The 19,071-nt window shown below is 38.8% G+C and carries 12 protein-coding genes; 4 read left to right on the top strand and 8 right to left on the bottom strand.

From position 1 onward, the window contains the following. Nucleotides 1–231, bottom strand: a 231-nt coding sequence (locus F0226_RS22450) for a hypothetical protein (protein WP_216606693.1), incomplete at its 3' end; no start/stop codon positions are given. 194 nt (nucleotides 232–425) lie between these two features. Here F0226_RS22450 and F0226_RS20950 point away from each other — a divergent pair. The 3 genes from F0226_RS20950 (at nucleotide 426) to F0226_RS20940 (ending at nucleotide 3,425) form a co-directional block, all read left to right on the top strand. After that, entirely contained in the window at nucleotides 426–1,148 is a 723-nt protein-coding gene (locus tag F0226_RS20950; RefSeq protein WP_171737449.1) for a FadR/GntR family transcriptional regulator, read from the top strand. Between the two features lie 265 nt (nucleotides 1,149–1,413). Further along, nucleotides 1,414–2,718: an MATE family efflux transporter gene (locus tag F0226_RS20945; protein WP_301338168.1), complete on the top strand. Its 1,305-nt coding sequence runs from the start codon at nucleotides 1,414–1,416 to the stop codon at nucleotides 2,716–2,718. 497 nt (nucleotides 2,719–3,215) lie between these two features. Next, nucleotides 3,216–3,425: a hypothetical protein gene (locus F0226_RS20940; RefSeq protein ID WP_171737447.1), complete on the top strand. Its 210-nt coding sequence runs from the start codon at nucleotides 3,216–3,218 to the stop codon at nucleotides 3,423–3,425. Nucleotides 3,426–3,944: 519 nt separating this feature from the next. Here F0226_RS20940 and F0226_RS20935 read toward each other — a convergent pair. Continuing rightward, the gene (locus F0226_RS20935; RefSeq protein ID WP_171737446.1) at nucleotides 3,945–4,805 is read right to left on the bottom strand and encodes a polysaccharide lyase family 7 protein; all 861 of its coding nucleotides are present in this window, start codon (nucleotides 4,803–4,805) and stop codon (nucleotides 3,945–3,947) included. A 646-nt stretch (nucleotides 4,806–5,451) separates the two neighbouring features. Here F0226_RS20935 and F0226_RS20930 point away from each other — a divergent pair. Then, complete coding sequence (locus F0226_RS20930; RefSeq protein WP_171737445.1) at nucleotides 5,452–6,210, top strand: oligogalacturonate-specific porin KdgM family protein; 759 nt, start codon at nucleotides 5,452–5,454, stop codon at nucleotides 6,208–6,210. A gap of 672 nt (nucleotides 6,211–6,882) precedes the next feature. Here the strand turns inward: F0226_RS20930 and F0226_RS20925 are convergent. The 6 genes from F0226_RS20925 to F0226_RS20900 form a co-directional block, all read right to left on the bottom strand. Beyond that, nucleotides 6,883–8,628 (bottom strand): hypothetical protein, encoded by a 1,746-nt coding sequence (locus F0226_RS20925; RefSeq protein WP_171737444.1) that lies wholly within the window; start codon nucleotides 8,626–8,628, stop codon nucleotides 6,883–6,885. A gap of 509 nt (nucleotides 8,629–9,137) precedes the next feature. Beyond that, nucleotides 9,138–10,715: a polysaccharide lyase family 7 protein gene (locus tag F0226_RS20920; protein ID WP_171737443.1), complete on the bottom strand. Its 1,578-nt coding sequence runs from the start codon at nucleotides 10,713–10,715 to the stop codon at nucleotides 9,138–9,140. A 378-nt stretch (nucleotides 10,716–11,093) separates the two neighbouring features. Beyond that, the gene (locus tag F0226_RS20915) at nucleotides 11,094–12,842 is read right to left on the bottom strand and encodes a polysaccharide lyase family 7 protein (protein WP_171737442.1); all 1,749 of its coding nucleotides are present in this window, start codon (nucleotides 12,840–12,842) and stop codon (nucleotides 11,094–11,096) included. A 241-nt stretch (nucleotides 12,843–13,083) separates the two neighbouring features. Then, nucleotides 13,084–14,955 (bottom strand): methyl-accepting chemotaxis protein, encoded by a 1,872-nt coding sequence (locus F0226_RS20910; RefSeq protein ID WP_171737441.1) that lies wholly within the window; start codon nucleotides 14,953–14,955, stop codon nucleotides 13,084–13,086. Between the two features lie 728 nt (nucleotides 14,956–15,683). Further along, nucleotides 15,684–16,565, bottom strand: a complete 882-nt coding sequence (locus F0226_RS20905) for an NAD(P)-dependent oxidoreductase (RefSeq protein WP_171737440.1) — start codon at nucleotides 16,563–16,565, stop codon at nucleotides 15,684–15,686. A gap of 585 nt (nucleotides 16,566–17,150) precedes the next feature. Then, nucleotides 17,151–18,929 carry a transporter gene (locus F0226_RS20900; RefSeq protein ID WP_171737450.1) on the bottom strand — a complete coding sequence of 593 codons (1,779 nt, stop codon included), beginning with the start codon at nucleotides 18,927–18,929 and terminating at the stop codon, nucleotides 17,151–17,153. Nucleotides 18,930–19,071: the final 142 nt, after the last annotated feature.

The following is a 19,071-nucleotide window of genomic DNA, read 5'->3' as shown; positions in this document are numbered from 1 at the left end:
GAGATGTGTATAAGAGACAGATTTATGTGGAGCAACAAAGTAAGTAGTTAATAACGTGAGCTCCCTTGTATTATGGGGCATTCGCACGTTACTTGTAAAAACTTGATTGCAAAAATCAGCTAAAAAAACAGCCCTCAGCCCATTACAAACAAGTCTCATTTGTAATACTAATTCATGCTTAAAATCACAAAACAGATTATGAGTCCGCCATTTATGAGTATTATTACTCATTTTGCTTACGCTCCCTCTTGAATAAACAAAGTGTTATTGTATGATTTATACATGGCAAATGTTATTTACATGACTTTGACCAATTTATAATTATTTTTAGGTAAGTAATACTCTATTTTTGGAGTATGCCAGACATAAGAGAAAGCCCGCGCTATTTTGAAGCTCCACTTTTATGTCCAACTCAGGTGGTTTACATGTCAACATTCTCATTGGTGGAAGATTCAAGCCGCCGCATTCATGTTCAAATTGCAAGGCAGATTGCTCGCAAGATTTTATCTGGCGAATTAAAAGAAAATCAAAAATTACCCAGCGAAATGAACCTATGTGAAATTTTTGGAGTTAGCCGTACAGCGCTTCGAGAGTCCACAAAACTGCTTTCAGCTAAAGGGCTTATCGAATCAAAGCCTAAAGTTGGGACTCGTATAATGCCCCGCTCTCAATGGCACTTTCTAGATCCTCAATTGTTGAATTGGATACAAGATTTAGAAGATACGAAGCCATTCTTATCTCAATTTTTAGGCTTACGAAAAGCAATTGAACCAGAAGCTTGTGCACTGGCAGCAACTAACGCGACCGTTGAACAGCGTAAAGAGCTTTCTGTTTTATTCCAAAAAATGACGATCGCCGCTGAAAGCTTTGATTATGGATCTTGGACGGTAAACGATCATCTATTCCATAAAACTGTTTTCCTTTCTACAGGCAACCAATTCTATGTGCCTTTCGGCAATATTTTATCTACGATTTTCAAACAGTTTATCGACCATTCTGCTGAAGGTGGGCGCTTTTGCTTAGACGAACATAAAGCGATATACGACAGCATTATGACTGGTAATGCATCTCAAGCTCGAATCGCATCTAAAGTGCTACTCGATGATGAAAACCAGAAGCTGTCCAATGTAGAACTCGCTATCGCTTAAAGCGATTTTCATCAAACCTTAAGTTAAGACAACTTTAGCCAATTTAAGGTTTGATTCACTGACCGCAGTATTTTAGCCAAAAACCTCTAGATTTATTTGTCACCGCACCTTCTAGAACAACTAAACCAATGGTTTACTTTCTTTACAGTAGACGGTTTAGGTTTAATTATTGGTACGGGTTAAATCACGGTCTTTCTAAGAAGGTAGTGTTTTGTCTTCCCAATCATACGTAAGAAAAAATTTCTCATTAGCCTGGCCTTTAGCTTTGAATGCATTATTAATGCAATCGATGCTCATGATCGACACCCTCCTCGTCTCTCCTCTGGGTGAAATCCCTCTCGCAGCCATGGGCATTGCTACCACGATTATTGCTTTTATTCTTGGCATACAAATGGCTTTGGCAAACGGTACTCAATTGGTGTTGAGCCGTGCTGTAGGATCTGGAGTACAAAGTTCCCTTTCAAAAGCATTTTGGGCTGGTTTATGTATCAACCTCGGTGTTGCGATCATTTTCTGGGTTCTTCTCACTTCATTCGAGCAGCATTTAATTCAAGCACTTACTGATGATTTGTCTCTTCACAACCAAATCAGTCGTTATCTCGATATTTCTAAATACTTAGTGATTTTCACAGCTCTAACTCAAGTCATCATTGCCCTATTTAATGGACTGGGTCGAACTAAAGTGCCCTTTAAAGGTTACTTAATTGAATTACCGGTGAATGCGGTGCTTTCCTACGTACTAATTCATGGTTTTTCTACCTTCGAAGGTATTGGCGTACAAGGTGCAGCGCTTGGAAGCGTGATTGCCATTACCCTGAGGCTCTTTTATTTAGTGCTATGCGTACACTATGACTCATCAATTTCATTGTCTCTTCAAGCACAGAAATCTGAGTTTGTAAGTAACATTCGAAAGCATTTCATCGAAATATTCCCTGTAGCAGCAAACGTGACCATGCTGTCAATCGGGGCGACGATTTATCAGCTCTTGTACTCGCAACTCAATATCAATGCTTATGTAGCGATTACGTTGGTAATGCCTTGGCTACGGGCAGGAACACAATTCATTACCGCTTGGGCGCACTCCTCTGCAATTACCATTAGCCAAGCGATTGGCTCTAAAAAGATGGATGACCTAACAAAGAATGTGGATACAAGCATTGATATTGCCGTGGGTATTTCCATTGTATGTGCGGTTTTATTTGGTGGTCTTAGCTTAGTGATTGGGGATATCTACCCAGATCTAGACAGTTCGACCTACCAAGCTTTAGCCGTTATTGCCCCACTCTACATATTTCTGCCAATTGTACGCGGGTACAACACTGTTCATGGGCACGTATTAAGAGCATTAGGTAAAACAACAGATGTATTCAAAATTAACTTTACTGGACAATGGATTATTTCGATTCCCCTTTGTGCATTAATCATTATTGGTTTGGATGGATCTATATTTTGGGCATTTGCTATTCAACCTTTTGAAGAAATCGTTAAAGCTTTTCCATTTAGACACTTAGCGAGAAAATCACTTAGAGAGTTTGATTCTCAAAAAGCCAGCTCATTGATGTATGACTGATTAATGAGGGATAACAAGACAGGTTCAGTCTATTTTCATAGCTTCCCCCCTTTCATTGCTGACTTATAGAACAAATTTTAGTTTTAATAACCTGAAGCTGAGCATTCATTACGCTATATTTATTTTTAGTTTTCTGAAAATAAATATAGCAATTTCCAAAACTAAGCGTATAGTTCGCTCCCTGGCTCTTACTGAAGAGTTGTTAATGCTACATTTAGTCCAAGTTTCCACACAGACAGTTCACGATTTTCCTCGTTACACCTTCTCTGCGTCAGCTTTACCTCAATCGATCATTCAATAGCTTTAAACCATCAGCCTCAAAAAACGAATCTGAAACTTTATGTTTTCACTGACAGATCAGTTACGCATTAAGTTCTCTCAGATGAACAATTACTGTAATAAAACTAAGGCACAATTATGTCTAAAAGAACAACACGACAAATTCATTGGTACCAACTATCACGCGATAAAGCGTTTACAAAATCACAAGGTAATAAATGCTCAAAATAGAAATCAACTTATTGAAAGAAGACCTGTCTTGGGTCGCAGAGATACGCCAGCTAAACAGCGACATTTTACACCGTCACATACTGCCAAAGCTTCAACATACTAGTTATCTAATCGACTTCGAATTCAGTGAACGAGACAATACCGGCACCATTTTATCAAACACCGGTAACACGCTAGGAAATTTCACAATCCTATAGCGTCAGACTTATAATATTAATACTCACGAGCCTAAGCATTTCAAGTTCAAGCCACTGAATTTAATGCTATTAAAGCTAAACAGTACTACTTAAATTAAACAGTACTTTTTAAGCTGAACAAGGCAAATTAAGCTAAATATTGAGATATCGCCACGTCTCTCATAGCCCGGGTCTTAATGTGAAAGTCTTAACACCTTTAAGTAAAACCTTAAAGTTATCGTCTCTAGCCAAATCATCGGCTTTAAGCATAAATAGAATCTAACCTAGTCACTTGCATTTCACACGCGGCTCACGCTTACTAGGTTTTACTCTTTTATGCAGTTCATTTTTATAATGACTTTCCCTTCTAGCTTGAATGACCCAAACCTTTCTTATCTACGTTAACTCGCTTAATACATGCTTAAATGTAAGAACCGCTGACATGCAGCGGTTTTAATAAATCGAATATCATGAACCCTATTGGGAAATAGAATAATTTCTATTCATGTTTTATCGGGATATATGTTAACAGCGATAAATCTAATCTGTGACCACAGGTTTAGAGTCTACTGAATACGTCAATTTATAGAAATGAACTTCACTCTCTCCATTTTTAAATTGATTGTATACACCAGCTTTATAGTAACTGATCATGTCTTTCCAATAAGTAATATCATGATTTACAACCGTCTTATTATTATGATTAATAATTAGCTTTTGGTCGCCGACATAAATATCAAATTTATCAGTGCCTTCTTTCGCTATCGGAGCAAGGGGAAGTTTGATGTATGCCTTTTTACACTCTTGTGTTCCTTTATTGCCACTCTTAGAGCCACAATTGACTGCATTGTTTTTGATTATTGCCCAGTACCAATCTTTTTTACCGCTTCTGTCTGCATCATACACAACACGCAGTAGTGGATGTGGAATATAGCCTTCACCGTGTGAGCCTTCTTTACCATCAAAATAAGTGCCTTTGTTATGCACTTGCAGGTAAGTCATTTCATCACGTTTCTTTTCGCTATTTTTAACTGATTCTCTTGGGTTGATCGGTTCAAACTCCGCACTGAGGTGATGAAATTTATTGGCATTATCGACACGGAAATTATCATTTACACGAACTTCACTACGATTTTTAAAACCAGACATTTTAAACACAAGCGCTTCAGTTTTTGGATCAACATAGAAGTGATCAAACACAACACCATCGAACGCGCCTTTCTGAGCATAGTCACTCTTATTACCAGGTTTACCTTTTTCATCCGACATCTGTAGCTTTGATACTTTAAAAATATCTTGAAACTGTGTGTAATCGGCAGGCACACCTAAATCAGTAGCTTGCACACTGAATGCTGTTGAAATTGCCAATGATAATAACGTTGATTTGATAATGTAATGCATGCATTCCCTCGATATTAATCGTTCATTCTAATTGTAAAGAACTCTAGTTTTATGTAGTTCCATTTTTAATCACTCGGTAAAGATGTTTTCCCGTCAGTCATGAAGCTTTAGCCATAAATATCTAACTAACCAATTATTTATTGGTTTAGCCTATTATTTATTGGTTTAGTCTATTTCCCTGTATCGATATTTAATTCAAAAATATTTAAAAGTTTGCAACTTAATTAACAAATTTGAAGCAACTATGCTTTCTACATATTAAAATTACCCATATATGCATCTAGGTTAACTTTGAGTTGAATAGAAGAACTGAAGATCCACAATCTGGATAATAACCCTACCTAATTTAGCTTCGCGATTTAATCATTATTTGTATTATTTTAACACAAGGAATAATGCGCCATTTTAATTATTGAGATCACCATCAAGATTAGCGTTAAATGTTCTACTAAAAGTGGGACAACCATAACAGTTAGTTATAAATAAGGGGGATTGATATGAACTTTTTGATTGGTATCACAGAATATCGAGGCGATAATACATACTATATTTGTCATACATTAATTCAATAGCATTGTTGTTGTTTGATGAAATAAAAGGGTACTAAGGATGTATCCATAATTATAAATCATAGCGAGATGATAGTATGAAACCAGTAACTAAAATTGCAGCATTTGTTGTAACTACACTTATAGCGGGAACTGCAGCGGCCGCGACCATCGATTACCGTGGTGAATACAAGCATGAAGACGAAAAATACGCTCACCGTATTAAAATTGGTGCAAACACTAAAGTATTTGATGACCAAGCAAAACTATCTTTTGGCGTAGAGCAAAAATTCCAAAGTAGCGACCAAACTGATTTCTGGACTGAAGTCGTTCGTGGTGATTCTGAGTTTAGCTGGGACTTAACTTATAAGCTAGATGATAAATGGTACATCCAACCTGGTATGCCAATTACCTTTGCTGAAACAAAAACGACTTATAAACCTCAGTTCCGCGTTGGCTACAAAGCTGATTTCGGTCTAACCACTGCTTTACGTTACCGTCATGAACTGCAAACTTTTGAAACTGGTACAGGCACTGCAAGTGCTGCTGGTGGTGGTAAAGTTGTACGTGATGGTAAAACTCTACAACAAGGTAAATTCACGCTTACTGGTTCATACAAGTTCAGTGACGAAGCTTGGAAAAACCTAAAGCTAAGCTACGAAGCTAACTACAACGTAAACTACGACGATGTTCGTCTTGCGAACGATAAAAACTGGGAATGGGATCTTGGTGTTAAAGTAGGTTACAAAATGGGTGACTTCACTCCTTACATGGAATTCTGGTCATCTGATTACGGTTCATCAGCTGAAGATGATCGCCAGCTTAAAACACGTTTTGGTCTTAAATACAGCTTCTAATTATAAGATTTGAATGTCACTAAGTAACTGCTTTTAAAGTTCTATTATTTACTTAGTTAAGCTTCGATTTAAAAAGGTTTAGCATTGCGCTAAGCCTTTTTTGATCTTCTATCTTCTATCTTCTATCTTCTATCTTCTATCTTCTATCTTCTATCTTCTAGAAAGATAAACTCGTTACTCACTTTAATGTACTTATATTTCACCTAAATCATCGTCTCCTTAACGCTCCAGCATCTATATTTATAATATCAAGTCTATTGTTCCCCTCCTCCCTTTTAGGGTACTTAGCCTCCTTCTGGTTGTGGGTTTTCATCAATAATAATAAACACTTAAGAACGGGCTGTACCATTACTCTCTTTTGAATGAAAGGGATTCGTCTGTAAAAAGAGTGAGATCAAAACCACTTGTATAACCGTCTCTATGCGCGGGGGAATGGATCGATAAAATCTAAATGATGTGTTAAGTATAGAAACCTTAAAATAGCTTCACATTCGTTTTAAGAAGCTTTTAGAGTGACACTGAGGAATGTGGAACTAACTTAGAGCATAGGTTATAGAATGAAATAGGTGTGAATAGTTCATACAAAAAAACGCCGTTCAATCAATGAACGGCGCTCAATTCGGTACTTATAAGGAAGTCACTTATAAGAAAGTTACTTATGGTAAATAAAGATTATTTATCCATTGGGTCTGCTGCAACTACGGCAGAGAATGTGCTTGAATTGTAATCATTGCCGCCTAGTACATCACCTATAGTACGTGAGTCAAAGTCATCAGTGAAAACTTCTGTTTGAGCCGCTTCATCAGAATAAACTTCATAGTCATCAACGTATAACGTTGTATCTGCCATACCGCTGTTTGACGAGAACTTAATAGTCGTTGCCGTTACTGGAACACTAGAGTCTGAGTGATTGGCATCGTTACCCGCGTTCTGAGAGTTGTAAGGACCAAATTCCACACCATCAACTTTAACTGTGTAGGTACCAACTTCAGTCGTCGAAGATGTATTCCAAGACATTTCAAGGTCAATCCAAGTGCCAGGAGTAAACGTTGTTACTTGCTCATCTTCACCACGTAGCGTGATTTTACCTTCGTCAATTTTCAGCTCACCAACCAAAGATGATGTTGAGTTTTTAGTATCAAAAAGAGAAACGTAAGCTGACTCTGTTTCTGCTGCGTCGTAGTACATTGATACTTTGTGCGTACCAGTAGTCATGCCTTCTGCAAACTTGTAGCGCAACTCACCAGTGTCACCTTCATCTTGATCGGTAATAGCAGCAACTTGGTTACCGGTAGGTTCTGGATCGGTTGGTTTTTCTCCATCACCAGCCACTGTCGCTTCAGAGCTGCTGCTGTTGTAAGGTGTCGTGTTTAGTACTTTGCCAATCGTGTAACCATTGAAGTCATCTTCGAAGATTAGCTCTTCTGAACCACTATCACTTGAGTACACTTTTAGATTATCAGCAAGTAGTTCAAAGTTATTCGTACTACCGTTATCACCCAGTCTTAGTGCTATTACTTGAACTGGACCGCTTTCTGGAATTTCATCAGCTAAGTATGAGTGCTCAACATCATTTACTTTGAAGCTAAATACGCCGTTACTCCATACAGCTTCAACTGATAATGTTTCGCCTTCGGTATAGCCGCCATCGATAGCATTAAGTTGTTTTGCACTGTCACGGTATTTAATCACGCCGCCTTCAAATGCAATTTCACCATGTAGATTAGATGTCGATGTGTCAGATGCATAAACCGAAACATACGCGTTTTTGCTGTTGTCATCTCCGACAGAATCTTCATCAAGTTGATAAACTAAATCTACCGTTAAACGACCTGACGTTATGTTATCAAAGCTATTGTCAGAAAGTTTTAATCTAAGCTCACCAGTATCTGATGTTGACGTATCAATAATTTGAACGTAGTTGTTTACGCCAGATTCGTCATTCGCATCTTTAACAGCATCACTTACTGATGTGTTAGTCGCTTCATCTGCACCCTCTAATACGCCATCAGAAGCAGTATCAACAGACAATTCACCGTTAGTAACGGAGTAACCGCCGTCAACAACTGTGCCATCAGCATCGGCACCGTAATACGTAAATGAAATAGTCTCTGCGTCTAGATCTTCAGTATACGTTGCTGTCTTAATTTCGTACGTGCCTGGAACGGCATCATCGTAGTAATATTTTTGTGTACCATCTGCAAATACATACACATTTGGAAGGTCAGTAGAAGTTGCTGCAGGTAAAGCACTTGTGCTTACTGTTGCGGCACCAATCTCCCACATACCACCATCTAGAGGTGATGTCGGTGCTGGTGGCGTTGGTACATCATCAGGAATGAATTCAACATCTGTGTCACAACCGAACAACAAACCTGTAGACATAGTTACTGCAAGTGCAATTTTAGAAATCTGCATAATTTACTCTCTTTCACGTTAGTCATTAATCCTTTAAATGATATTGTCAGACAAAAGAGCTCATTCATCAATCATGGATTTTTAATATGATGACCTTTCTCACAGTCACTGCTATTTAGGTTATAGAACTCATGCATACATCACATTAATAAGCAAAGTTGACGTATTTATTGCCATGTATGCTACCCAATATGAAGTATATAATATGATTATTAAACCCCAATATAACTACAAAATTACTATCAATAAATATCAGGTGACGGTAGATACAAAGGGCAGATCTTCTCTAAATTAATTTTTCGTGAGACTCATACAGCCTCATACTAAACACACTGCTTATTTGTACATTCCTATTCAATAAATAACATGCCTTCAATCTATTATTCATTTTGAGGTTTTAAGTTCTATAAATACAAAAATGGCCAGTAAATTAACAAAGTAATAAATTACCCTATTCATTTACCGACCATTCATTATTAGATTATTTATTGAGACATAATCTCAGGTAATTATTTACCTTGGTATTGATCGTGAGAAACATCTAGTTTGTAGAATGTAGCCTGTGAGTAATCATCTAGATCACCACTGATGTTTTGGTTATAAACACCAGCTTTAAAGTACATGTACTTACCGCCAGCGTCGTAGCCACTATTACTCATATCAACCACTTGTACTACATCATCTTTGCCTTCACGCATCAAAGATACAGTCATTGTGTTGCCTTTAACATCAATGCGGTAGCTGAACATTTCACCAAGAGCGATACCATCTTCACCAACTTCAGCCGTCATGTCGCCAACTAGAGGATAGAAGTCCTCTTTTGTCGCGTCTTGACTTTCATGTGCAAAGTAAACGGCGCCTGTTGCTTGGTCTGGTAATTTACGGTAGTACAAACGAATCGGCTCATCGTTTTGGTCGTGAATCTGACCAATGATGAAACGACCTACTTCATTTGCATTACCAGTCGTGGTTGCATGATCGATCTTCAACGTTGCTTCTAGAACGCCGTCGATACCTGCAGCAGCTTCTAAGTCAGATTCAGGTGCGCTTGAGAATACCCAGTTGTTTTTATTAACACCTTTAGTGCTAATAGACTTGTCACCACGACGCATCATTTCACGAAGTTCAGTACGTGCGTACTTAGTGTTTTTAGATGTACGAACACCTTTCACGTAAGCCTTGAATACTAGACCGCCGTCATCTGCTGTGTAGAAAATTTCTGGGTGTTGGTAACCATTTGCAAGGTTCCACTCAGACACATCATCAGGCTTGCCATTTTTGTCATGATCGAATGGTTGAGATAGGTACCAGTGAGTCATATCAAAGTTTTCACTTGGAGCATTAGTTGCAAGCGGTGTTTCTGGGAGATTAGTTGGTAGCGGAAGAGCACTACGAGTATCACACTGAACTGTTGTTTCACAAGGGTAAACCGCTGCTACGCCGAAGTTACCAGAGCGCAATTCTTTACGCGCTTGCTTACGTGCTTTTTCCACGGCTTTCATTTCAGCAATCATTGCTTGTTCAGCAGCAACTACGTCTGAAGTAATGATGTGGCTAACTGGACAAGCGTTAACATTACAGTTTACTGCCGCTAGACCTGTCACACTGTTCCAACCATTTTTGGTATTACCGTGACCAACGTATCTTACGTAGCGAGCTTGAACCGCAGGAGCAAATTGGAAACGCTCAAGACCGATAGCTTTACCTGAACTCATTTGGTTCTCAAGTACCGTTGTCCAGTTTTCGCCATCAACACTGACTTGAATATCAAACTTAGATTGGCGCTCGTTACCTTTACTGAATGATGCTTGAACAGCGTCAAACTCATGTACAGAACCATAGTCCAACATTGCCCACTCGCCGTCACCAGCAGAAGACCAACGTGTTGTTAGATCTTGGTCAACTAGGCGATCAGGACCGTTACCATCGTGGCTACTAGCAGTAGCAGCAACCGGCGTCATAATAACTTCACCAGTTTCTTTATTATTAGGGAATTCAGCTGCTGTCGTGGAAGATCCAGTACTCGTACAACCAACAGCGAATAGGATAGAAGTAGCTAGCAAGCTTTTAAGATAAATGTTTTTCATTTGTCTGTTCACCTTTAAATATAAAGTTTGAATAATTAGATCTATTTGTTTTATTAAAAGCAGAGCATTTTGGCATTGAGAATGAATCTATCGCTTACCTATAAAATAGGCATATAAGCAACGTTGTATATTGTTGTGCCAATATGTTCTGCTCATCTGATACGAATCATTATATACATAATAAAATAGTACAAATAAGCAAAGAATCATAAATGAGATCGCGGTCTTATACCTAGCCCCTGAAAGGATGAATAAATGAGATCCCGCTCAATATGAATTTCTTATAAATTAAATTTCATCAGTAGTAAGAAACATATGTCTTACAAAATCTTCACAGAGGAAGTGGTATCCATTGATTATAGATACCTCTAACTGTGATTAATGATGCTCCGCAATTAATGAAACAAAGCTCACATCAAACCGCTTACCCTGGTAACTACTGTCTGGTTTGAATTGAGGATAGATACCGCCTTTAAAGTAAAATGCGACATCAGATGAAGACCAGTCAGAGGTAAGAGAAACGGTATCTCCATCTTTATCCGTATAATCTTCGCCCCATAAGATATTGTGAGAAACGGTATTTGTACCATTAGCATCATGAGTGGCTAGATACACTCCGTCTTCATTTGCACGAATCGTGTAGCGCCATTCTTCATTTGCAGCATAAGTTCCTAATGTCACACTGAATGGCTCACAATGATTACAATCTGCATTATTGCGTTCAAAATCAGAATTTAAGATCACTCTTACTGGCTTATCTTCGCCTTCCCAAAGTAACTTGACCAAGGCTTGATTGATCTTCCAACCATGGATTTGACCTAAAACGACTTTAGGGGCTTGGTTGCTTATCTCTGGGTATTCTTCAATCTTTAGCTGAGCAGTTAACACATGTTCTGAAGAATTAGTGCGGTTATCAGCAAGGTACCAACTGGTGTCTTCATCGCTGGTACTGCAATCAGGGCTATTGCTGCTGACATAAAGCTCTCGAAATTCAGAACGTATATAGCTAGAGTTGGTCGTTGTGGTGCCATACCCCATGTCTGCTCTAAAATGCATTCGTCCATTTTCGACATTAAAGTATGACAAATTGATGCTGTTGTCATAGACATCACTGTCATTAGTAAGCTCATCCTTACTGGAATTGCATCTTACTGGTTCTAATTCCGCAGCACTGCTACCGCCGTCGCCATACCAAGCATCTTTACTAGCCGGAATGGTCAACTTCCACTGACTAATATCCCAGTCACTTGAATTGTCTAGGCTAGTTGTTGAATGCTGTAACTCTTGGAAGTGGGCGACCCCTTCACCATTTTCAAATTGATTGTAAATGCCAGCTTTGAAATAGCTGAGTAAGTGTTCCCAGTATTGAATATCGTGTGTAACAGAGAGCTGACCATCTACTTTTATAGCAAGCGTGTTTTCGAACACAGACAGTTCGAATTTAGTGAAGTTATCAAGATCAGCTTCACCTAAGTCATAACGATCATAAGAAGTGGCATAGCATGTTGAAGAGTCTGCCGCGGTGCTGCAATCAATGGCATTATTTTTAACGACAGCCCAGTAATGACCTGTGATACCGTCTCTTTCTTGTTCCCATATCACCCGTAATAAAGGATGAGGTATGTTCCCTGTACCACTGTCATCAGTGCCTTTATTATGGATTTGCAAGAATGTTACTTCATCGTGGTCGGCTGGCGAACTCGCCATTGCCAAATCTATACCTGGCAGTTTCACTTCAGCATAGAGAGTTCGCTTAGTGTTCTCTTCATTGACATCAAAGTTTTCACCTTCACGAACTTCTGATCTCATTTTGTAGTTCGACATTTTAAAAATCAGATTTTCAGTACTCTTGTCAGCATAAAAGTATTCACTTTTGTAGCCGTCAAAATTGCCGTCTTTTACTTCAGAAGATTTATTGCCTTCTGATCCGCTGGGGTCAGAAACCTGCAAATCTGAATTGGAAAGAATACTTTGATATTTAACGAGGTCGAAAGGAGCGATTGCTTCTTCTGGTGTTCCAGGGTTACCAGTATCTGGTGGTGTACTGCTACTGCCTGAGCTGCCTCCACCGCAACCGTAAACAAGACCGGTTAATGCTACAATCATGATCGGCTTCATCGCATTCATTTCACTTATCCATTTGTATAAAAAGGATAATTTATATTTGTAGTATTTTAAGTCAATTGTGGAGTGCTGATAATGTGAGAACTAACTTGAATAAGTTTTTATTATGAGAAGTGAGCGATGAAAGCACTGAGTCATGCAGCTTAATGTTAGAGAGCTATCTCAACAAAAAAGGCTACCCTGAAATCAGAGCAGCCTTGATAAGACTCGGTTAGAAGTACTGGATTAGTTCTAAAGTAAATTTTTACACTTTAAAGCTGCTCATCAACTCACTAACGCTGGTGTTCAGCGTTTTAATTTCTGCTGATTCTGCCACTTGGTTTTGGCTTAATTGGTTAAGCTCTACCACAAAGTTTTCAATAGTATGCATGTTCTTAGCAATGCTCTGAATCAAAGAGTTTTGCTCAACAGAAGAACCCGAAATATCATTATTGAAACGGCTTACGGTTTCCATTTGTTCCGTCAATTTAGACAACATATCAACCGCTTGCACAACTTGAGAGCGAGTCATTTCGCAATTCGTTTTCGTTTGTTCAATGGACTTAACCAAACCTTCCGATTTATTTTGTAAGCTTGATAGCGCTTCTTCAATTTCAGAAGTACTGATTTGAGTTCGGTTAGCCAAAGCTCGGACTTCATCGGCTACCACAGCAAAACCGCGACCATGTTCACCTGCTCTTGCCGCTTCAATCGAAGCATTTAATGCTAATAAGTTTGTTTGTTCTGCAATTCCACCAATGACAGTGACAATAGATTGAATACCTTGCGTTTCATTTGCCATGGACAAAATGTCTTCAGACGTTGAAACCACTTGTTTTTCAAGATCACTCACATAAGTTTCAGTCACAGTATTAATTTGCTTCGTTTCATCACTGAGTCGAGCTGCACTTCTTGCTGCATCAGCGGCAAACTGCGAATTTTTTTCCACTTCGTTAGAGGCTTCAGACAGGCTATCAATAGAAGAAACCACTTGCGCCGTTTCATCTGTATGCACCTTAAGTACGTTACTGGTTTCTTTACAACCTTCACGGATACTTAATACTTTAACGTCCAAGTCTGAATTTTTAAATTTGACGTCTTTGACCATTTCCTGCAAACCCATTATAAATAGGTTGATGTCTCTTGCTATATTGCCTAAGTCATCACTGCCCTTTTCCACTAAGCGCTGAGTTAAATCACCATTACCTTGTGATAATCCATGAACGATATCGCGTAAAGAAACAATTGGACGATAAAAACGATTAAGAAGTAAAACCATTAGTACGACTGAACCTAGAATTGACGCAATAATTAACATACGCGCACTAGACATCACTTCATCTAATTGCTCAAGTGCTAAAGAAGGGTCAATACTTGATATCATATACCATTCCATACTGTCACCAATATGAACTTTTTTAGCCATTAATATTCTATCTTGACCATTAATCACGCCTTCGATGAATATTTCTGGAGATTGAATAGCTTGGCTAATATTTGCATCGCGGTTAATAGAGGATATATTTGTCTGCGGCTGAATCTGCTCTATCGTTGATGCGATGATCATGCCTTTATCATCTACCATGATTCCTTTAGCTTCGTATATTTTATCTAATTGCTTTAATTTATCTTCAAGATCATCAAATCGAATGTCTGCCATAATAACGCGATCATTATATGAATACGTCACACCGATCATTGGTACTTGCGTGCTCTTTGTGAAGAACAAATCACTGAAAGACTGACCTGATTTTTGCTTTGCTTGCTTGTACCAAGGGCGAGCCGTTGGATCGTATTTTTCCTTAATTCCTATACCATTAGGGAAAGATTCCGATGGTCGTGAAGTGTAAGAACTGCCATCATCAAACCCTACAACGACCTTGTCTACTCCACCCATCTTTGCGGCGTAATGCATTAATGCTTCATTCGGTACTGAGTAAGGTGAATTCATGAACTCTTGTGCCACTGAGTTTACCGTATCTATTGTTCTTTGAACGGTAGTTTCAATTTCAGTTATTTCTACGGACAAAGATTGTTCAATTTCATTATATATTGTGTTATTTACTTGCTGCGTTGCTAGGTTAAGAGAATACCAATTTGTAACAACTAATGCGCTAGAGCTGACTACAGCAGCCATTAAAATTAGTTTTCCTTTAAACCCTAAAGATAATCCTGAATTCATAAGACCCATAATTAATAACAACCTTTAATATTTATTTAAATCTATTGGAATAGGTGTTTTAGCAGTAATCACTTAGTGAGAGGCATACATCACAAAAGGTATCTTATTGTTACAATGAGTTACCGCTATAATATTCCGGTATTGTATTACAAATGGTTCGTGTGTTTTGTGAGAAAGACGAGCATATGGTTACTTAGTAATTTATTATCTGTCTTTATATCTCATTTTTATTAGTAAAAACTCACTATGATTTTAATATCCATACTGATTATCCAATAGAAAATATTATTCTGACTTATTTATAGAACCAAGATAGGTAATCAATTACATATTGATTTTTGATTGATATCTTTAGATAAAATTAATAAATGTGCTAAGTAGGGTTAAAGTGTTCAGCCAGGTTTATACATTGCTAAGCAGTGAATGTATCAAGGATGAAGTGTCATTGGGGTATGGCTTGGGTAACTAAGGATTGATGGTCGGATCGTTGAAAATTGATGACTAATGGTTTTAAGCGAAAAGCAGTAAGACAATAATGAGGATTTTAAGAAGTTGTCATGTAGATAATAGAAAAGTTTGTCGGAGCACTAATTTAAAGGGGAATGTAAGAATAACCAAAGAAACGGAACCTTACTCCAGCATTATGACTTATAAACATAATGCCATCGTAAGGTTCTGTATGATTACTTCTCTAGTTTAGTGAAGTAGTCAAAAATTACTGGTACGTCATTTTGACCAAGACCAGCGTCAACAGCTTCTTGTAAGCTTGTTGCTGTACCTTGAGCAATAAGAGACTTAGTACCTAGGTCTTCACACATTGCAAGGAAGTAACCAAGGTCTTTATTAGCGTTAGCAACAGAGAAACCTAGTTTTTCTTCGCCATCTACAGCGTAGAACTTACAGAACTGCATGAATGGAGAGTTAGAAGGACCCGCTGACATGATGTCAAACAGTTGTTGACCATCAACACCTGCAAGTTTTGCAACAGCAAACGCTTGAGACATAGTTGCAACAGTAGTCATACCCATGAAGTTGTTTACAAGCTTAGTAACGTGACCTGAACCTAGAGTACCTAGGTGGAATACGTTCTCGCCTTGCTCTTCAAGAACAGGTTTAACTTTGTTGAAAGTGTCCATGTCGCCAGCAGCCATGATGTTCAAAAGACCATCTTTAGCGTGTGCAGGAGTACGACCAAGAGGAGCATCGATCATACCAGCGCCTTTTTCAGCAAGTGCTGCGCCGATTTTCTTAGTTGAAGCAGGGATAGAAGTACCGAAGTCTACTAGTACAGAACCTTCTTTAATACCCGCTAGAACACCGTCTTCGCCGTAAACAATTTTTTCAACTACAGCTGAAGTTGTCAGACAAAATTGAACGATGTCACTTGCTGCTGCTAATTCTTTAGCTGAAGTGAATGCTGTAGCATTGCCACGATCTGTAACGCGAGCAACTGCTTCTGCGCTAAGATCCATTACGTTTACGTGGTAGCCGCGCTTCTGCAGGTTTTCTACCATGTTGCCGCCCATAAGACCTAGGCCAATGAAACCAATTACTGGTTTAGTCATGTTCAACTCCAAATATGTTATTGTATGATTATATGCTGATTATAATAACCACCTCTTTTGCGTTACGCAATAGTTTTTGGTGGTCGAAATGGATTATTCGCAGCGAGATGTGATGAAGGTTATATAAAAAAATAAAGAAGCCCATTTCTTGAGTTTTATCCGGCTTTCTTCGCTCAAAATAACAACAAGTTTAGACAATAAATAATCTAATAATTAAATTTTAAAGCTGCATCCTCTATATATTTCCCATCTAAAGGTGAACCTTTAAATAGTAATCTTAAATCCATACTTTCAAAGTTAGAGCAGCGAAAGCAAATAGTAGGAGCGCATTAACTGGCCGCTCTATAGCCCATACCATGGTCTTGGTAGCCCTTTCTCACGACTTCACGACTATCCGGTTTTCTGCTTCTTGCCTTTCAATAAAGGCACCTTCTTTATATCACCTTTTATTTAGCTCACTCACGTGGTTGAATTTAAAAACAAATTAACAACTCGCCCATTCTTTTAACTAGATTTATTCTGATTCTAAATAAAGAAAAGCGGTTACCCTTTCGAGTAACCGCTTTATTGTTAAATTGCTATTTATTAACTTTCTGTTGCTGTTGTGGCAGTTTTGCCATTGTCATCTACTGCTTTAACCAGTAGTACACCAACACCACCAACAATCACACCACAAAGGATGAACACTAGACGCCCCCACATTGGGTTAGTTAGTAGAGCCATTAGCATGATACCAACACCCGCTACTGCAATCAGTTTACCAAGCATTTCACGTTGTTTGTTATCAAGAACTTTCTGTTCTGCAGACTCTGCAACTAGCGGAGTAGACAGGTTACCGAAGAACTTATCAACGTCAGCTTGACGCTTCTCTGTAAGTGGTTTGTAGAACAGCATTGATAGAATGAAGAAGCCGCCAGTAAATACAATGTGACCCATTAGACCAATCGCAACTTTAACATCAGACCATTCACGGCTCGTTAACTCTTCAAGACCGAATACAGATGAAACCATCTCTGCGTTTATAACGAAGCCTACGTAGTAAGAAACAAGACCACCGACGACTAGCGTACCCCAACCTGCCCAGTCTGGAGTCTTCTTAATGAAGAAACCAAGGAATGCTGGAATAGTCATTGGGAAACCGATTAGCGCACCAACGTACATCATGGTGTCGAACAAGCTCAAACCTTTTAGAGAGTTGATGAACTGTGCGATAAGGATGATAGCGATACCAAATACAGCAGAAGTAATCTTAGATACTGTTACCAGCTCTTTTTCACTTGCCGTACCTTTACGAACGATTGGTTCGTAGAAGTTCTTAACAAAAATACCTGAGTTACGGTTAAGACCTGAATCCATTGATGACATTGTTGCTGCAAACATCGCTGCCACTAGAAGACCAACCATACCTGCTGGCATGTATTCTTGTACGAAGTATAGGTATGCGAAGTCACCTGCTTTCTTACCAGCTTCTGGGTAAGCCGCTGCTAAATCAACACCTTGACCTGCAATGTACCAAGAAGGCATGAACCAAATGAATACGCCACACATCATAAGCACACATGCAAGTAGTGCTGCTTTCTTAGCATTCTTTGAATCTTTAGCCGCTAGGTAACGGTAAGAGTTAAGCATGTTGTTCGTGATAGAGAATTGCTTCACGAAGATGAAGAATGCCCAGATGCTGAAGATGCTTAAGTAGTTGATGTTGTTACCAGAAAGGAATGAACCGCCTTCTGCAACAGGGAAGTTATTAACGATTTCACCAATACCGCCGCCTTGAACTACGGCAACAACTGCACATGTCACTGTTACAGCCATGATGATTACCATCTGCATGAAGTCAGATGCGATAACCGCCCATGAACCGCCAGTTACTGACATCGCCAGTACTACTAGACCAGTAATCCAGATAGTTGCTGTCATGTCGAAGCCGAAAATACCAGAAGCGATGATCGCTAATGCATTTAGCCATACACCTGCTGATACAACACTGTTAGGCATTGAAGACCAAGTAAATACTTGCTCATTCGTTGCACCAAAACGCATGCGGATTGCTTCAATAACCGTTACAACACGAAGTTGGCGGAATTTTGGAGCAAAGTATGCGAAGTTCATGAAGTAACCGAATGCATTCGCAATAAAGATAACCGCAACAGCGAAGCCATCGTTGTAGGCTTTACCTGCTGCGCCTGTGAAGGTCCATGCACTAAACTGTGTCATAAAGGCCGTAGCACCAACCATCCACCAGAGCATGTTACCTCCCCCACGGAAGTAATCACTTGTAGTACTTGTAAACGTTCTAAACATCCAGCCTATTGCAATTAAGAATAGAAAGTAGATGCCTACGATAATAGTGTTGAGTTCCATCATATAACCTTATCTATAGTATTTTGTTACAAAACACTATAATTAAATGCTGAGCTTATTTGTAGTACAATAATCTAAATAAGTGATGGTGATCTTATTTTAATAGATAGTGCTAATCATATACTGTCTCTTATACACATCT

The sequence above is a fragment of the Vibrio sp. 99-70-13A1 genome (assembly GCF_013114625.1).
Classification (GTDB): domain Bacteria; phylum Pseudomonadota; class Gammaproteobacteria; order Enterobacterales; family Vibrionaceae; genus Vibrio.
The sequence above is the reverse complement of the archived record's forward strand: the minus strand, read 5'-3'. Positions and strand labels throughout refer to the sequence as shown.

What these genes read in the sequence shown, in the direction of transcription:
- F0226_RS20930 (WP_171737445.1), top strand. Translation starts at nt 5,452, where the DNA reads ATGAAACCAGTAACTAAAATTGCAGCATTTGTTGTAACTACACTTATA.
- F0226_RS20935 (WP_171737446.1), bottom strand. Translation starts at nt 4,805, where the DNA reads ATGCATTACATTATCAAATCAACGTTATTATCATTGGCAATTTCAACA.
- F0226_RS20940 (WP_171737447.1), top strand. Translation starts at nt 3,216, where the DNA reads ATGCTCAAAATAGAAATCAACTTATTGAAAGAAGACCTGTCTTGGGTC.
- F0226_RS20925 (WP_171737444.1), bottom strand. Translation starts at nt 8,628, where the DNA reads ATGCAGATTTCTAAAATTGCACTTGCAGTAACTATGTCTACAGGTTTG.
- F0226_RS20900 (WP_171737450.1), bottom strand. Translation starts at nt 18,929, where the DNA reads ATGGAACTCAACACTATTATCGTAGGCATCTACTTTCTATTCTTAATT.
- F0226_RS20910 (WP_171737441.1), bottom strand. Translation starts at nt 14,955, where the DNA reads ATGGCTGCTGTAGTCAGCTCTAGCGCATTAGTTGTTACAAATTGGTAT.
- F0226_RS20920 (WP_171737443.1), bottom strand. Translation starts at nt 10,715, where the DNA reads ATGAAAAACATTTATCTTAAAAGCTTGCTAGCTACTTCTATCCTATTC.
- F0226_RS20950 (WP_171737449.1), top strand. Translation starts at nt 426, where the DNA reads ATGTCAACATTCTCATTGGTGGAAGATTCAAGCCGCCGCATTCATGTT.
- F0226_RS20905 (WP_171737440.1), bottom strand. Translation starts at nt 16,565, where the DNA reads ATGACTAAACCAGTAATTGGTTTCATTGGCCTAGGTCTTATGGGCGGC.
- F0226_RS20915 (WP_171737442.1), bottom strand. Translation starts at nt 12,842, where the DNA reads ATGAATGCGATGAAGCCGATCATGATTGTAGCATTAACCGGTCTTGTT.